The organism is Porifericola rhodea (genome assembly GCF_030506305.1).
In the GTDB taxonomy this organism is placed as follows: Bacteria; Bacteroidota; Bacteroidia; order Cytophagales; family Cyclobacteriaceae; genus Catalinimonas; species Catalinimonas rhodea.
The window spans coordinates 88,651-102,718 of record NZ_CP119421.1; the positions used below are offsets into that span (position 1 = coordinate 88,651).

Genomic DNA, 14,068 nt, shown 5'->3' on the forward strand with positions numbered 1-14,068 from the left:
ATGATTTTTACTGAGACCAAACTAGCAGGCGCTTTTATTATAGATTTGAAAAAAATTGAAGATGAGCGCGGCTTTTTTTCCAGAGCATTTTGTGCCGAAGAATACAAAGAGCATGGCCTTAACCCTACAGTAGCTCAGGCTAATTTATCCCGATCAGAGAAAAAATATACACTGAGAGGCTTCCACTATCAGGTGGAAGGCGCTGAGGAAGCCAAAACTGTTCGCTGTATCAAAGGGAAGATACTGGATGTCATCATTGATCTTCGCAAAGACTCTCCCACATACTGCCAGCATATTGCTGTAGAGCTGTCCGAGACGAATCACAGAGCCTTATATGTACCAGAGCATTTTGCCCACTCTTTTATCACCTTAGAAGAACATTCGGAGGTGTATTACCTGGTATCTAACTTTTACGCACCAGGCAAAGAAAAGGGTATACGTTGGAATGATCCACACTTTAAGATTGACTGGCCTACTGAATACCCCATAGTATCAGACAAGGATCAGAATCACCCAGACTTTCAGCCATAAAATAGAAAAAGCCAGCCTTCACCTGAAGGCCGGCTTTAAACCACAAAAAGAGTAAAACCAAAATTAACTTAATTCTTCCAGTAGAGCTTCAGCTTTTTCCTGATGCTCATCCTGAGTTTCTTTTATTTCAGCAGCTAAACCAGCAGTAATAGGGTTGTCGTCCTTTTCCAACATCCTGTTTAGCCTATCTGTATTTTCTTCAAGCTCAGCTACTACCCCTGCTAGGTAGGCCTTATCAAACTCAGACTGAGAAAGGTTCTGAATACTATCCAGTATCATTCTCTGGTCTGCGCCTATAGCCTCAGGCAAATCAGTATTGGTAGTTTGTGCTAACTGCTCAATGTCTACCCTAACCTCTTCAGTTGCCTTCATTATTGCCTCTGCCAGTTCTTTTACCGAAGTGCTACTAGCCTTCTCCGCCGCTATTTCGCTCATATGGTATTGCAGTCTGTTATTCATAAAAGTTAGCAGTACCAAATCAACCGCATCAGCATCTTCAGTCTCTTCCTCTCCCTGCTCTACAAGTATAGTATCAGATTCTGTAGAAGCAGTATTTTCACTCGTAGCACCATTCTTATTAGTATCACAGGCGCTTATGAGGAAAATTACTAAAATGTAGTTGAAAATATAAACAAATATTGTCTTTTTCATAGTTAAAAAAATTTTTATTGTCTAAATGCTAAACAGCACTTAGACTCAAATGTTTCCTTTCGGCAAGCTGCTTAAATCAGGTTTGTTAGTGTAGGCTTCTTTCTGTAAAAAGAAATATTTGATTAGTCCATAGCCATACCCCAGAAATACACTTGCTGAGGTAAAAATGCTATAAAAGCCTACCTTAAGAGAGCCGTAACGAAAAAAAGCTTCTGCGAATACCGCAACAAAATATAATAGCAATGCTGCCAACATTAAACCGCTAAGTGCTGGAGAAATTAGTGAGAGTACAAGCATAGCTAAAAGATAAAAGTAAAAGCCTAAGGGGAGCAGGTGCATGAGCTTCAGGCTTTCGGGGTAAATTCTGTATAAGTTGATACGAGATTTGCCAAACCACTCCATTTGCTTGAGAAAGCCTCTAAGGGTAGGCTTTCGTTTATGATAGACATAAGCATCAGGAATAAGCCCTGTTTTAAAGCCCCATTTCTGTATACGAATGCTTAGCTCTATATCTTCCCCGCAATTGGGCAGTGTATAACCTTTGGTTTTTTCATAGACCTCTCGCGACATGCCCATATTAAAGCTTCTGGGGTAATAGGTGCCAGCGGCTTTCTTACGTCCACGTGTGCCCCCGGTAGTCAGGTAAGAGGTAAGAGCAAAATCCGCGGCCTTTTGCTTAGAGGTAAATGATGTATGCGCCTTGTCTGGCCCACCGTACGCATCCAGAAAATCTTTACGCAGATAGTCGTGCACACTTTGCATATAGTGTGTAGGAATGATAATGTCAGAATCAAGAATGATCAGGTAATCTCCTTTTGCCCGGGCTAGTCCATAATTTCGGGAGTAGCCCTGTCCATCATTACCCTTGAGGTGGTAGTGAATATCCAGTCGGTCTTTATATGTCTCCACTACTTTGTCAGACTTAATTTCCGATCCACTCTCTACTACCAGTACTTCAAAGTGAGTATAAGTCTGCTCGCACAATCCTTCCAGCACCTCCTGTATATCTTCCGGGCGATTGTATACAGGAATAATGAGTGAGAAAAACATACTAGAATACTTTTTTTCGGGGATAACTTATTTTCTCAGAGATGATGTAGTCATTTTTTTTCTGGGAGTTCATGGTAAGCATTTCGGCAACAAAACCGGCCATAAATAGCTGTACACCCACGATAACGGCTACAAGCGCCAGAAAGAAAAGTGGCTGCTCTGTTACTTCTCTCACTGGCAGTTTAAAGTGTAGTTTGTACAGCTTGTCTATAATAAGCCCGATTGTAACTATAATTCCAAAGAAAAAGCTTAATGTACCCATAGTACCAAAAAAGTGCATGGGTCTCTTTTTAAATTTAGATACAAAAGTGATAGACAGCAGATCCAGAAAACCATAAATGAAGCGCTCCAGCCCAAATTTTGAGCTACCATACTTACGAGCGCGGTGCTCCACCACCTTCTCTCCTATGCGATCAAAACCATGCCGTTTGGTAATCATAGGGATGTAGCGGTGCATCTCTCCATATAGTTCAATACTTTTTACTACATCCTTGTGGTAGGATTTAAGGCCACAATTAAAATCGTGAAGGTTGATACCTGAAATTTTACGGGTAACAAAGTTGAAGAATAAAGAAGGAATAGTTTTACTGATAGGGTCATGGCGTTTCTTTTTCCAGCCAGATACCAGATCGTACCCTTCTTCTTTAATCATACGATAAAGTTCAGGAATTTCGTCGGGACTATCCTGTAAGTCGGCATCCATGGTAATAACTACATCTCCCTGTACATGCTCAAAGCCGGTATGCAGGGCAGCAGACTTACCATAATTCCTGTTAAAGCGGATTCCCTCAATATTGGGGTTGTTTTTGGCTATCTCACTAATTACCTCCCACGAACGATCGCGACTTCCATCGTCAATCAGTAATATCTCGTACTTAAATTTGTGCTCATGCATCACCCTTTCTATCCATGCACATAATTCAGGAAGAGACTCCTCTTCGTTAAGGAGAGGAATGACGACCGATATGTCTTTCTTCACTTCTAATTCCATTATCTAAAGTCTGCTGTCTCTTTCTTTTTTACAATAAGCGCGATGATCAGGGCTAAAACAGCTCCTCCTAAAATACTGGTATAAAAGAAACTGAGCAGTAAATTGTTTACGCTAAATGAGTTGTCAGATTCCAGTTCAGCCACCATCTCGTCTATGGTCTGGTCATCTGCACCAAAGCGCTCCATCATAGATGCAGACTGGTTAATAATTGCTTCCTGAATCTGCGCGGGCAGCTCAGGAGTAAGCACATGATATTGTAAAATACTATACAGCGTAGCGATAGCTCCGGCTATAACGATGATAAGCCAGGTAGACATAAATCCTTCTTTAAAAGTAAGTGTACCTCCCATTTCTGCACGTAGCTGGTAGCCAGCGTAGATGAGTATAGCGATGGTAATACCAAAATTGATAAAACCTACCCACCAGGCGCTTGCAAGCAGGCTATAGTCAATAATAATGATTGAGGCAGATATTACAATACTGATTATTCCCAGTATCAAACCATATTTAAGGTCGTGGTTCATAGTTTGTTTGATTTAAGTGAGGTGGGTTGTTGTCTTAAGATCACCGCTATAATGGTAGTAATAAAGAAACCGACTAGAATTTTACGGATAAAGTCATCCAGTGCCAGATCAAAAGAGGTGGCAGCCTTCACATCCAATAATGACTGCTCATAGGTAGCCTCGCCGAGCTGATCTACCAGATTATCTTTAGAGCTTTCTATAAGCTCTGTCCTGTTGGTAACATAATCTACCAGCATTTCTGGGTTGGCTACTTCCAGATACAGCCATATAAATGAAGCAGAGACTATTGCCAAAATTATATAAGTGAAGAAGCCAATACTCATTCCTTGCCAGAAGTGGAGCAAACCATCGTTATAGTATTTTTTAAACTCTTTGATACTAAAGAAAACAAATATTGGCACAAAGAAAAAGCTGAATAGGTTACCACTGATGAGAGGGTTCTTACCAAACCAGTGTAACACAAAAAACAGGAGTACAGATAGTCCTCCACCTACTACTCCATATTTGAAAGGTACCAGCACGTAAGGGTTTTTAAACAGGTTTTGTTGATCGGCCATGCTTTACTAAAGATCAGTTCTAAAGCGTTTGTGATAAAATGTACCCCAAACCTTAGCTTTTAGTTCCTTTTGCCAAAATGGAGAGTTTTTTGATTTTGAGCGATTGCTTTGGCTATCTAGTGTCCAGAGGCTGTCCAAATCAAAAAGGCAGAGGTTGGCATTTGCACCTTCTTCAAGATGGGCTTCCAGGCCGAGCAGTATACGAGGGCTTACTGTCAGCTTCTCCAGCACATAGTCGTACAATTCATCTTCGCTAAATACACTGGCAACAATAGGCAATACGGTTTGCAGGCCAGTCATTCCAAAGGCAGCCAGGTTAAATTCACATTTCTTATTTTCCTCATCCTGCGGTTGGTGAGAAGAGACAATAGCATCCACTGTACCATCCAATACACCACTGATAAGTGCCAGACGATCTTCTTCGGTACGTAAAGGTGGGTTTACTCTTAGGTTTGTATCAAAATCAGCAAGGTCTTCATCAGTAAAGATTAACTGGTGGGCAGCTACATCGCAGCTTACTGAGAGTCCTTTTTGCTTGGCTGCTTTAATCATTTCTATACCTGCTTTAGATGAAATATTGCTGAAGTGAAGTCGTGGAGGAGCACCCACTGATAGCTCAGACACATACTCCAGCAAATGCAGGTCGCGCTCAATAGAGAGGCTTTCAGAGAGTACGGGAATACCTTTCATGCCCAGCATCGTACTTTGTATGCCTTCATGCATATCTCCATACTGGGTAAGGTGCTGGTCTTCGGGGCGATTGATAAGCAGGCTATCCATTTTCTGCATATACTGAAGGGCTTTCAGCATCACCTGTGTATGCCATAAGGCATGAAGGCCATCAGAAAAAGCAACTGCACCTGCATGGTAGAGATCTATCATTTCAGTAAGCTCCTCTCCTTTGGCATCGCGCGTTACCGCAGCTATGGGGTGCAGCCTGATTGGCTTGTCCATTGCTTCGCTTAAATAACGTATATCGCTTTTAGATTGTACTACGGGGGAGGTATTAGGCAGCAGCGCTACCTCTGTAAAGCCTCCGGCAATAGCCGCTTCTGCACCGGTATTCAAATCTTCTTTATGCTCTTCACCGGGATCGCTAAAGTGCGCCTGCATATCAAACCAGCCCAGAGAGAGCAGTTTTCCCTGAGCATCTATTAGCCTGGCGCCATCTGCCGACAGGCTATTGGCAGCAGAGATTTTACTTATTTTGCCATCCTCAATGAGGAGGTCAATCTCTTTTTTATGAAATGAAGATGATTTATGGATAAGTCTTGCAGAGCGAAGCAGTACTTTCATGATAAATAGATCAGTGCTTTATGATTGCCAGAATTGGGGCAATTTTACGGATAATCTGATTGCAGTACAAGCAGAACTGTTAGTGAGCTGTACAGACTAATGCTTTTTATATTAACAGTCCTTTTTTTACGTACAAATTTACCATCAGACTCATAAGAATCTGATCAGCAATATCTCTATCAGCAGAAACAAAAGGGAAAGCAGCAGTGCGTACTTCCATAATGCAATATTGGTCTGCTCGCTGCGAATCATCCCCGCAAAAGCTTCTACATCTTCTGCTTCATAAATATTGACATTAGCCGCGTTTTCTGCCAGCTGCTCCAGTTCGCTAAGCTGATACTGCTCAATTAAGGATTCACTTTTATCAATATTAAATGAGAGATTGAGCAAAGGATTTGAGCTACTGGCGCTACTTGTCTCTTCTGCCCTTACCAGATCATAAAAGCCCGCCTTGATTACCCCCTGAGGCACTTCCATCAATAATCTGCCACTTAGCATTCGTTGACTGGGTATCACCTCTTCCTCTCCCCTGCCAAGCTTGTACAGATACCGGCTATCTTCGGTATTACTCTCAGAGAGTGTATCATTAAAACTGGCAGTTTCCAGTGCTATCACCGGATTATCCACATAATAGTAGAGCTGGTTATTCATAGATTTACTACGCGAAGCCAGGCGATACATTACCGGAACAAAGATCGCGTGTCTATGAATACCAGTGAACGCATCACGAAGGGGGCTGGCGAAGAAAGCAAGCTGCTCAGAAGAAGCATTTTCGGACATAATGTAACGGCTGCTTAGCATCAGTAGGTAAGGCTCACCTGTTCGATATCTTAGCAGTGGCTCGCCTTGCAGATTATGCTCCATAATTTTCTCGGCTGGCGGCATTACAAAATTTTCTGTTTCTCCTTCAAACATACCCTCAAAGAAAGGGTTTGCCATATCCAGATTGGCCAGAGCCTGACGATCGGCTTGTATTGAGTCAGGTAGGTCTATACGTTCAGCACTGATACCTGAATTGCCTGTCACTTCCGCCAGAAGGGAGAGGTCCGCACTCGCCGGAGGAATAAACAGGATATGTCCACCATTAGCCAAATACTCCCGCAGGTAAGGCGTAACGGCAGTGCCCGACTGCCCTCCGGAACTACCAATTTCATTGAGTATCACCAGATCGGAGCTTTCTATGAGGCTGTAATCCAGGTTACTTACACTATAAGATTGCAGATCAAAAATGTTACGGTTGGCATATACCTTCGCCACCGCAGTGCTATCCTGACGACCAAGCTGCTCAGACTTAATCTCCAGCACAGAAATTTTATCGCCGAGGTTTAACGTAAAGAAAAACTCATTGTCAAAAGTGACCGGATAATCTTCAAATACAAGCTGACAGCGGTTGTTGCGTGCCAGAGGAAAGTTTAGGGTAAACTCTACCATACCGCTGGTATGAGCAGGTATATTGAGGCTAGCACTGGCTACTTGCTCCTCGTTAATTAGCAGGCGTACAATTTGATCACTGATATCTTCGCTCCCATCATTTTTTAGTACTGCCGCCAGTTCATTGGCCTCATCTGCCAGTACAAAGGGGTTAGCCAGGTAGATAGAATCAACATATACGTTCTGTTCAAAGCTACTGCTAATTGGCACCAGTTTGATGTTGTTTAGGCTATCTTCGGTAAACACTTCCGGACTACCAAAAGTAGAACGTTGAAAATCGGAGATCACATAGATATCTGCACGTCTGTTGCCAGCACTACCAAAAGCAGCATCATCAATATCGCTTCGTATTTTGCTTTCTACCTCTTCTGCCGTACGTACTACGCCGCTCAGTTCCACCTCCGCTATCAGTTCACTTAGCTCATCGCTACTTTTAGGCACGCGTGAGAAGTTGGCAAACTCATTCGTTAGAAATTTATATTGTGTATTACGAGGGTATAAGGCCAGGATTTCTTCTATATAATTTACTCCCTGATCAATACCCCTGATGTTAGAGCTGAGCTCCGACGACATGCTTAGAGAGTTGTCCAGATAGATATACACCAGCTTTTCCGCGTTATTTCCATCGTCGGCGCTTTCCTTACCAGGAAGAAAGGGCTGAGCAAAAGTAATGACCAGAAAAGTGATAAAAAGCAGGCGAGCCAGTAAAATTAATAAGTGTTTAACCTTAAGTTTAGAGGTAGTAGCTTCCTTTACATTTTTAAGAAAAAGGTTATTACTAAAGTATACTTTCTTGGTTCTTCTAAAATTAAATAAATGTATAATAATGGGAATGCTCAATGCCAGGAGCCCCCATAAAAACTGCGGATATACAAAACTCATTAGCGATAAATTAGCGATTAAGCTTCGCCTCCGGGCTTAAGAGAGACGGTCTACTCTAAAAAAGCGTGAAAACTTCAGCTTATTGTATACAACTGAAAAAATTAATATCAGTTGATAAGATACAAAAAAATGCTAATCCAACAGTGGAAAATAAAGATCGGCCAATTCGCGGAAGCAGGCGTCTCCTCCTTTACGTGACAACACAATTTTAGCCTCTTCTCTGATATGAGGCACTGCATCCGCCGGACAGGCAGACATACCTACCTTACGCATAATTTCCAGATCGTTAATGTCATCGCCCATAAATAGCACCTGCTCAGGGGTGATACCCAACTCTTTTATCCAGGTGTTAAGCACTTGGGTTTTGGGGTCATTACCTACATAGCAATATTTTACCCCCAACATTTCTGCACGCTTGGTAACGGTACGCAAACTACTGCTGGCACTTAAAAAAGCTATATTCATACCCTTCTTCAAAAGGCGCTTGATAGCCATACCGTCTTTGGTATTGTATTTTTTAAATTCATCTCCATTTTCGGTAATGTATACACCACCATCGGTAAGGGTTCCATCTATGTCTAATACGATAAGCTTGATATGGCTCAGATCCAGGCTCATTTAATATGGGGTTGCTTAGGTAGTAAAATAGGATAAAAAAGATATTAGCTTTTGCACCAAAAAAAATGCTCGCAACAAAATTTATAAGTTACTCAAAATGAGCACAAAAGCTAATCTTCTATAGGTGCTTATACGATTTTTCTGCCAATAGCAGCTGCGATAGGTTCCAGGCTACGATACATTGTACGGAACTCATCGTGGTTTAACTGCTGTGCGGCATCAGACTTAGCCTGCTTAGGTGTAGGATGGGTTTCTATCAGCAAACCATCTACTCCCATAGCTACGCTGGCGCGCGTAAGGTCAGGAATACCGTAAGCTATACCCATCGCATGACTGGGGTCAAGAACTACCGGCAGGTTGGTGTGCTCTTTAAGGTAAGACACACCACATAAGTCCAGAGAAAAGCGAGTCTTGGTTTCAAAGGTACGTATACCTCTTTCGCAGAGCATAACCTGCTCATTGCCTCCTGACAGGATAAATTCGGCTGCCTGCACAAACTCCTGTAATGTGGCTCCAAAATGCCTTTTTAATAATACTGGCTTATTGGCTTTACCACATCTTCTTAAAATTCCCTGGTCGTACATAGCCTTGGAACCTACCTGCACAATATCAGCGTACTCAATTACAGCGTCTACGTGGGTAGCATCTCTAACTTCGGTAATAATATTAAGGCCATACTCTTCGCGTACTTCCGCAAGCATTCTTAAGCCTTCCATACCCAAACCCTGAAAAGAGTACGGTGATGTACGTGGCTTAAAACAACCCGCACGCAGAGTAGTAATATTTAGTTCTTTTAGCAGGTTAGCACTTTGGGTAATCTGCTCTTTAGACTCTATAGAGCAGGGCCCGGTAATTAGCAGGGTGTTGTTGTGATTGCCACCCAGCTGTACATTCTTGCCCACCTGTATTTCACGAACATCTTTTCTATATTTTTTGCTGGCCAGCTGAATATCGCTATCCATAACAAAATACTCATCTGCAGCAGAAGCCAAAGCCTCTGGCAGCTCTTTATCGCCAGAGCTGGTGATCAGTACATACTGTTCATTATTTTTAAAATAAGCTGCTTTGGTTTGTTCAGCCAGTTTTACAGCCTGTATCTCTTCTATACTTTTTTTCAGATGAATGATCATACTTCTCCTCTGATTAAGTTGTTAAACGTTACAGCACCGGTAAGCTCATTGTTAGCGTTTACTACCGGTAAAAACAAAATTGGAAATGATTTACTGGTGACTAATGCCAGCAGATCGGTAATCGTAGCCTCTTCCTGAATTTTTACAGGAGTGGTGTTCACTACATCAGCTACCCGGGTCTGGTTTAGATCTTCAATATTTCTTAGCAGTCCACGCCTTACGTCTGCATTACTGGCCAACCCTTTAAGCTGTTGGTTCTGGTCTGTAAAAAGGGCAAAGCCCAGATCGTATTTTTCTATGGCTTGCAGTACTTCTTTAAAAGAGCAATGATCCATATTGAGTACCGGCAGGTCTGCCTTATCTATCACTATATCTTTTACCTGATAGTGTGAGTTTACTTCCTGCAACTTCAATCCCATCAGGGCAGCTCCCATAGAGGTATGGTTCACTAGAAAAGAACCTGATACCGCTGAGTCTACCCCCATACTGCGCAGAATAAAAGACACCTCATCGTTTACACCTCCATCTACGTGAATTTTCTTAGCAGGAAACATCTTTGTAAACCTGCGAATACGGTTAAAGTTATCTTTACGAAAAACCCCTCCACTTTGCCCGGGGGTAGTTGTCATTAGCAGTATAAAAGAATACTGATCCTGAAACTGCTCAAACACCTCTAATGGAGTATCCGAGACTACTGCCAGGCCATACTGTGTACCATTGTTCGGCAAAGTAAAATTACGGCCTTCCATATCCTCATACTGAAATTGCACGTACTCTATGTCATGCTGTACTATCTGATCCAGATATTTTTCCGGTTCAGAAGAAATAATATGCAGATCAATTGGAGTATTGCTAATTTTACGAATCTGAGCGATATCATCAAATACAGCAGGATTGTCATTACAGTCAATATGGAAGGAATCTATATTCAGAGCATCCAGCTCTTTTACTAATTGTTCCAGAGACTTTGCTTTGTTCGAGTATAATGAAGCAGAAATTTTCAATGGTTTATCCTCTTTCTTGTTCTCTTTCAGTAATAAATTTGTGGCGTAAAGTTCAGCATTTTCCGCTTATTACCTATAATTTTGACCGCTTTTTATGATCGTTATTAAGCTTATATCACGTCTTCCCTTATCCGTACTCTATTTGTTTTCGGATTTTCTGTATTTTCTGTTGCGCTTTGTAACAGCATATCGCAAGAGAGTAATTATGAAAAACCTTCGCAATTCCTTTCCTGAAAAAAGCGAGAAAGAGCTTATATATATTAAAAACCGATTTTACCGTCACTTGGGAGATGTAATAGTAGAAAGCATAAAAACACTTACTATTTCTGAAGCGGAGCTCAACCAAAGGGTAAAGCTGATAAACCCTGAAGTCATCACTACTTTTTATGATCAGGGACAGTCTGTTATTGGCCTTTCGTCCCATCAGGGTAACTGGGAATGGATGCTGGTATCATGCAGTTCACAACTACCTTTTCATATAGATGCAGTATACATGCAGCTCAAAAACAACTTTTTTGATGGTGTGATGCAGAAAATAAGAGGCCGGTTTGGGGCAACTCCTATAGAAAAGCGCACCTCTTTTCGTAGTATGATGCTGCAAAAGAAAGTAAGTATTACGGCAATGGTAGCTGACCAGCGGGCACAAAAAAGCCAGTATCAGTATTATACGACTTTTCTGAACCAGGAAACCGGCTTTTATGAAGGTCCGGAAAGGATCGCCCACAAGCTTAAAAGACCAGCTTTTATTGTAGATATGAAGCGAGAGCGGAGGGGGTATTATAGCATCCACTTTCATGTGATTGATAAACCTCCATTTAACAAAGAGCCTAACTACATCACAAAACAGTTTGCCAGGCTGATAGAAGAGGCTATTCAGGAGCGCCCTGCCGAATGGCTATGGTCGCATAACCGCTGGAAATACAAAAGGCAGACATCAGAAATGCCTGCCTCAGTAGAATAGCCACAAATAAAACTAAGCAAAAACTTCTTCTGAGATATGCTTATAACCCATACGAGTAGGCTTAACCTCTTTGAGGCGGCCTTTGTACTTGGTTTCAGATTTCAGCATTTCTATTCCTCCTTTTTGGTATTCTCTTAGATAGGTTATCAGCGTAGTTTTGGAAATTTCACAAATCCGGCAAATTTCACTGTGGGGCAGTCCTTTGCTTTTTAGATACAAAGCTTCCATTTTCTGCTGCACGCGAGCACTCGCATTATGGTAGCGCTCAAACCTTAGCGCTTCCGTTTCCTCCTCATTAAACTTGATTCTGATCATTGGTGGTAGTGTTTGGGTTTTGAAGAAAGTTCAAAAAAAAGCGACTTAACAGGTTAAGTTGCTATACAAATATTGCCATTCCTTAGCCAAAGTACTATCCCCTACTTTGTGGTAAATTTTGCCCGAAATGCTAATAATATGGGTGATTCTCTAACGATTTTGCAATACTTCATTCGTTTTAACCTGACCATTTGACCATACCTTTGGACTCTTAGGTTTAAATAATCAGAAAAAGTTACAAAATCAGCTTCTGCTAATACTGTAGTTCTATCAGAATATTTTACTACCAGAGCTTCCGCACCAAAACAAACACTTGCTGTACACTGAAAGGCTACGCACACGAACCATGAAGTCAGAAAACTTAGCTTTTATTCAGCTTTAAGTAGTATTGCCAGATTTTGAGCAGCTCTTCTCTACTGTCAGGCCTAAGCCTTTCTGATTTCATATATTTGTTTAGAGCTTTACGGAACTGAATTTCTACCAGAGAAAGCAGGTCTTTCCTCTTTTTAATTTCATATAGTTTAGACTGGCTACACAGAAAATACCGTTCACGCTTTTTTATCTCCGCACCTCTTCTTCCCATATCCAGACCTACTACATAATCTGGCTTTTTGATGTAGGCTTCCGTTTTAAGCAGTAGGCTATCTGCCGCAGCATGCAACAATTCTACATACGCTGCCAGAGGTGTGCCATTCAGCGTAAATGTATTCGCCAGTATAAAAGTCTGGGTTTGGCCTAGCTTTTCGTTATTCCAGATGAAGGATTTAAGTACATTTTCACCAGCCACTTTTACCTGAGTTGGTTGCCATTGAATTTCCAGCAGGGCATTCTCCAGATCGTAGCGCAAAGGGTAAATCTCGGAACTACGCCCATCTTTCAGAGTAAACTGTCCGTTTTGCCAAGTTGAATAAAGATAATAATTGCCCTTTACCTCGGGCGGGGGCATTTTTCTCCCGATCATCAGCTGAGTACTATTAAAAGTACCATTTTCCAGCCTGAACAAACCAGATTCAATGCCGGGAGCATTTTGGGCATACAGTAGCAATGGAAGCCATAGCAGCACCAGCAAAAATAAATAACACTTCATATGAAAGAAAGTAAAGAGGCTGCCTTATAAGTTGTGGCTTTACTTTAGTAAATACTTTACCTGGTAATTCTCATACTTACAAACCAACCTCTAAAGTGTACCTTGCCTCTACTGAGGTGTTAGCGTACTCGTCCAGATATCGCCAAAGGAATTACTACTTTCCAGTTGTATAATTCCAGTAGCAGGATCATAGGTACCGCTAATTGACACCGCCCCTCCAAAAGGATCGGAGAAGCTGGCAGTAATCGTATTGCATACATCAGTGAGGCTACGCTCTTCCTCACTACTGATACCGTATACATCGTACCATTCCAGATAGACTCCATTATAAATATCGCTTAATGAGTATTGCCCCGGAGCAACTTCGGTCAGGCTTACTTCATAAGTGTAGTCTTCCAGAGCAGCGGCGCAGCAGGGGTCAGTAGATTGCCCGTCAGTAACTGCTACATAAGTCCCTTCCGGAATATCTGACGGACAGGAAATACTCCAGGCTACGTTACATCCTCCAAAAGATGGCTGCACTGGCTCCTGACAGAGATCAGAGTTCAGTGCTGTAGTTAACCTTCTGCCATCTGCGGTATTAATAGGGAAAGTGAGGTTAAAATTATCCCCTACTTCCAGGCTGTCTTTGGTAAAGTCAGGCTTAAAACTCTGTATTGCGCTAATTACTTCTTCTACGCTTACAGTTACCATAGAAGGAAAAGTACTTACTTCTTTTAGTTCCACAGGATCATAGCTAAGATCAGCCGGATTACCTTCCGCATCGGTTGTAGCATCTTTTTCCGTAAATGTAAGCAGTATATCTACCGAGCTAACTTCAGTTACGTCAAAGCCATCTACATTGATTTCAAATTCTACCTCCTGCCCGCTAAGGTCGTTCAGAGCATTATAGAATGATTTGTCTTCGTTAACATCAATAAGAGTGATGGCTCCTATATGGTCATTCAGATTAGGAATATTGCCCCAGCGCTCTTCCTCACAGGCATTTAGCGCAATTAGTAGCCCTATACAGAGCAAAAAAACTTTATATTTCATGATCA

The 14,068-nt window shown here is 41.8% G+C and carries 15 protein-coding genes; 2 read left to right on the plus strand and 13 right to left on the minus strand.

Annotated elements, in window-relative coordinates; all coding sequences use genetic code 11:
- Nucleotides 1-531, plus strand: a complete 531-nt coding sequence (rfbC, locus tag PZB74_RS00395; protein WP_302239848.1) for a dTDP-4-dehydrorhamnose 3,5-epimerase — start codon at nucleotides 1-3, stop codon at nucleotides 529-531.
- Between the two features lie 63 nt (nucleotides 532-594).
- On the opposite strand, the gene PZB74_RS00400 is transcribed toward rfbC, so the two are convergent.
- The 10 genes from PZB74_RS00400 to PZB74_RS00445 form a co-directional block, all read right to left on the minus strand.
- Entirely contained in the window at nucleotides 595-1,182 is a 588-nt protein-coding gene (locus PZB74_RS00400; protein ID WP_302239849.1) for a DUF4142 domain-containing protein, read from the minus strand.
- A gap of 45 nt (nucleotides 1,183-1,227) precedes the next feature.
- Nucleotides 1,228-2,232 (minus strand): glycosyltransferase family 2 protein, encoded by a 1,005-nt coding sequence (locus PZB74_RS00405; RefSeq protein WP_302239850.1) that lies wholly within the window; start codon nucleotides 2,230-2,232, stop codon nucleotides 1,228-1,230.
- Nucleotide 2,233: 1 nt separating this feature from the next.
- Entirely contained in the window at nucleotides 2,234-3,223 is a 990-nt protein-coding gene (locus tag PZB74_RS00410; protein ID WP_302239852.1) for a glycosyltransferase family 2 protein, read from the minus strand.
- Nucleotides 3,223-3,747 carry a DUF4199 domain-containing protein gene (locus PZB74_RS00415; RefSeq protein ID WP_302239853.1) on the minus strand — a complete coding sequence of 175 codons (525 nt, stop codon included), beginning with the start codon at nucleotides 3,745-3,747 and terminating at the stop codon, nucleotides 3,223-3,225. The genes PZB74_RS00410 and PZB74_RS00415 overlap by 1 nt, the downstream gene beginning before the upstream one ends.
- Nucleotides 3,744-4,304 (minus strand): DUF4199 domain-containing protein, encoded by a 561-nt coding sequence (locus PZB74_RS00420; RefSeq protein ID WP_302239855.1) that lies wholly within the window; start codon nucleotides 4,302-4,304, stop codon nucleotides 3,744-3,746. Before PZB74_RS00420 ends, PZB74_RS00415 begins: the two co-directional genes overlap by 4 nt.
- 6 nt (nucleotides 4,305-4,310) lie before the next feature.
- On the minus strand, nucleotides 4,311-5,600 hold the full coding sequence (locus PZB74_RS00425; protein WP_302239856.1) for a dihydroorotase: 1,290 nt from the start codon (nucleotides 5,598-5,600) through the stop codon (nucleotides 4,311-4,313).
- Between the two features lie 150 nt (nucleotides 5,601-5,750).
- A complete protein-coding gene (locus PZB74_RS00430) occupies nucleotides 5,751-7,913 on the minus strand; it encodes a BatA domain-containing protein (RefSeq protein ID WP_302239858.1) in 2,163 nt (720 codons plus the stop codon).
- Between the two features lie 132 nt (nucleotides 7,914-8,045).
- On the minus strand, nucleotides 8,046-8,531 hold the full coding sequence (locus tag PZB74_RS00435; RefSeq protein ID WP_302239860.1) for a KdsC family phosphatase: 486 nt from the start codon (nucleotides 8,529-8,531) through the stop codon (nucleotides 8,046-8,048).
- A gap of 128 nt (nucleotides 8,532-8,659) precedes the next feature.
- The gene (gene aroF / locus PZB74_RS00440) at nucleotides 8,660-9,661 is read right to left on the minus strand and encodes a 3-deoxy-7-phosphoheptulonate synthase (protein ID WP_302239862.1); all 1,002 of its coding nucleotides are present in this window, start codon (nucleotides 9,659-9,661) and stop codon (nucleotides 8,660-8,662) included.
- Nucleotides 9,658-10,665 carry a CBS domain-containing protein gene (locus tag PZB74_RS00445; RefSeq protein WP_302239863.1) on the minus strand — a complete coding sequence of 336 codons (1,008 nt, stop codon included), beginning with the start codon at nucleotides 10,663-10,665 and terminating at the stop codon, nucleotides 9,658-9,660. Before PZB74_RS00445 ends, aroF begins: the two co-directional genes overlap by 4 nt.
- Before the next feature lie 94 nt (nucleotides 10,666-10,759).
- Between PZB74_RS00445 and PZB74_RS00450 the strand changes: the two genes are divergently transcribed.
- Nucleotides 10,760-11,626: a lysophospholipid acyltransferase family protein gene (locus tag PZB74_RS00450; RefSeq protein ID WP_302239865.1), complete on the plus strand. Its 867-nt coding sequence runs from the start codon at nucleotides 10,760-10,762 to the stop codon at nucleotides 11,624-11,626.
- 12 nt (nucleotides 11,627-11,638) lie between these two features.
- On the opposite strand, the gene PZB74_RS00455 is transcribed toward PZB74_RS00450, so the two are convergent.
- From PZB74_RS00455 to PZB74_RS00465, 3 genes are all read right to left on the minus strand, one after another.
- Nucleotides 11,639-11,941 carry a helix-turn-helix domain-containing protein gene (locus PZB74_RS00455; protein ID WP_302239867.1) on the minus strand — a complete coding sequence of 101 codons (303 nt, stop codon included), beginning with the start codon at nucleotides 11,939-11,941 and terminating at the stop codon, nucleotides 11,639-11,641.
- Between the two features lie 361 nt (nucleotides 11,942-12,302).
- On the minus strand, nucleotides 12,303-13,028 hold the full coding sequence (locus tag PZB74_RS00460) for a hypothetical protein (protein WP_302239869.1): 726 nt from the start codon (nucleotides 13,026-13,028) through the stop codon (nucleotides 12,303-12,305).
- A gap of 108 nt (nucleotides 13,029-13,136) precedes the next feature.
- Complete coding sequence (locus PZB74_RS00465) at nucleotides 13,137-14,063, minus strand: BT_2262 family domain-containing protein (RefSeq protein ID WP_302239871.1); 927 nt, start codon at nucleotides 14,061-14,063, stop codon at nucleotides 13,137-13,139.
- Between the last annotated feature and the right edge of the window lie 5 nt (nucleotides 14,064-14,068).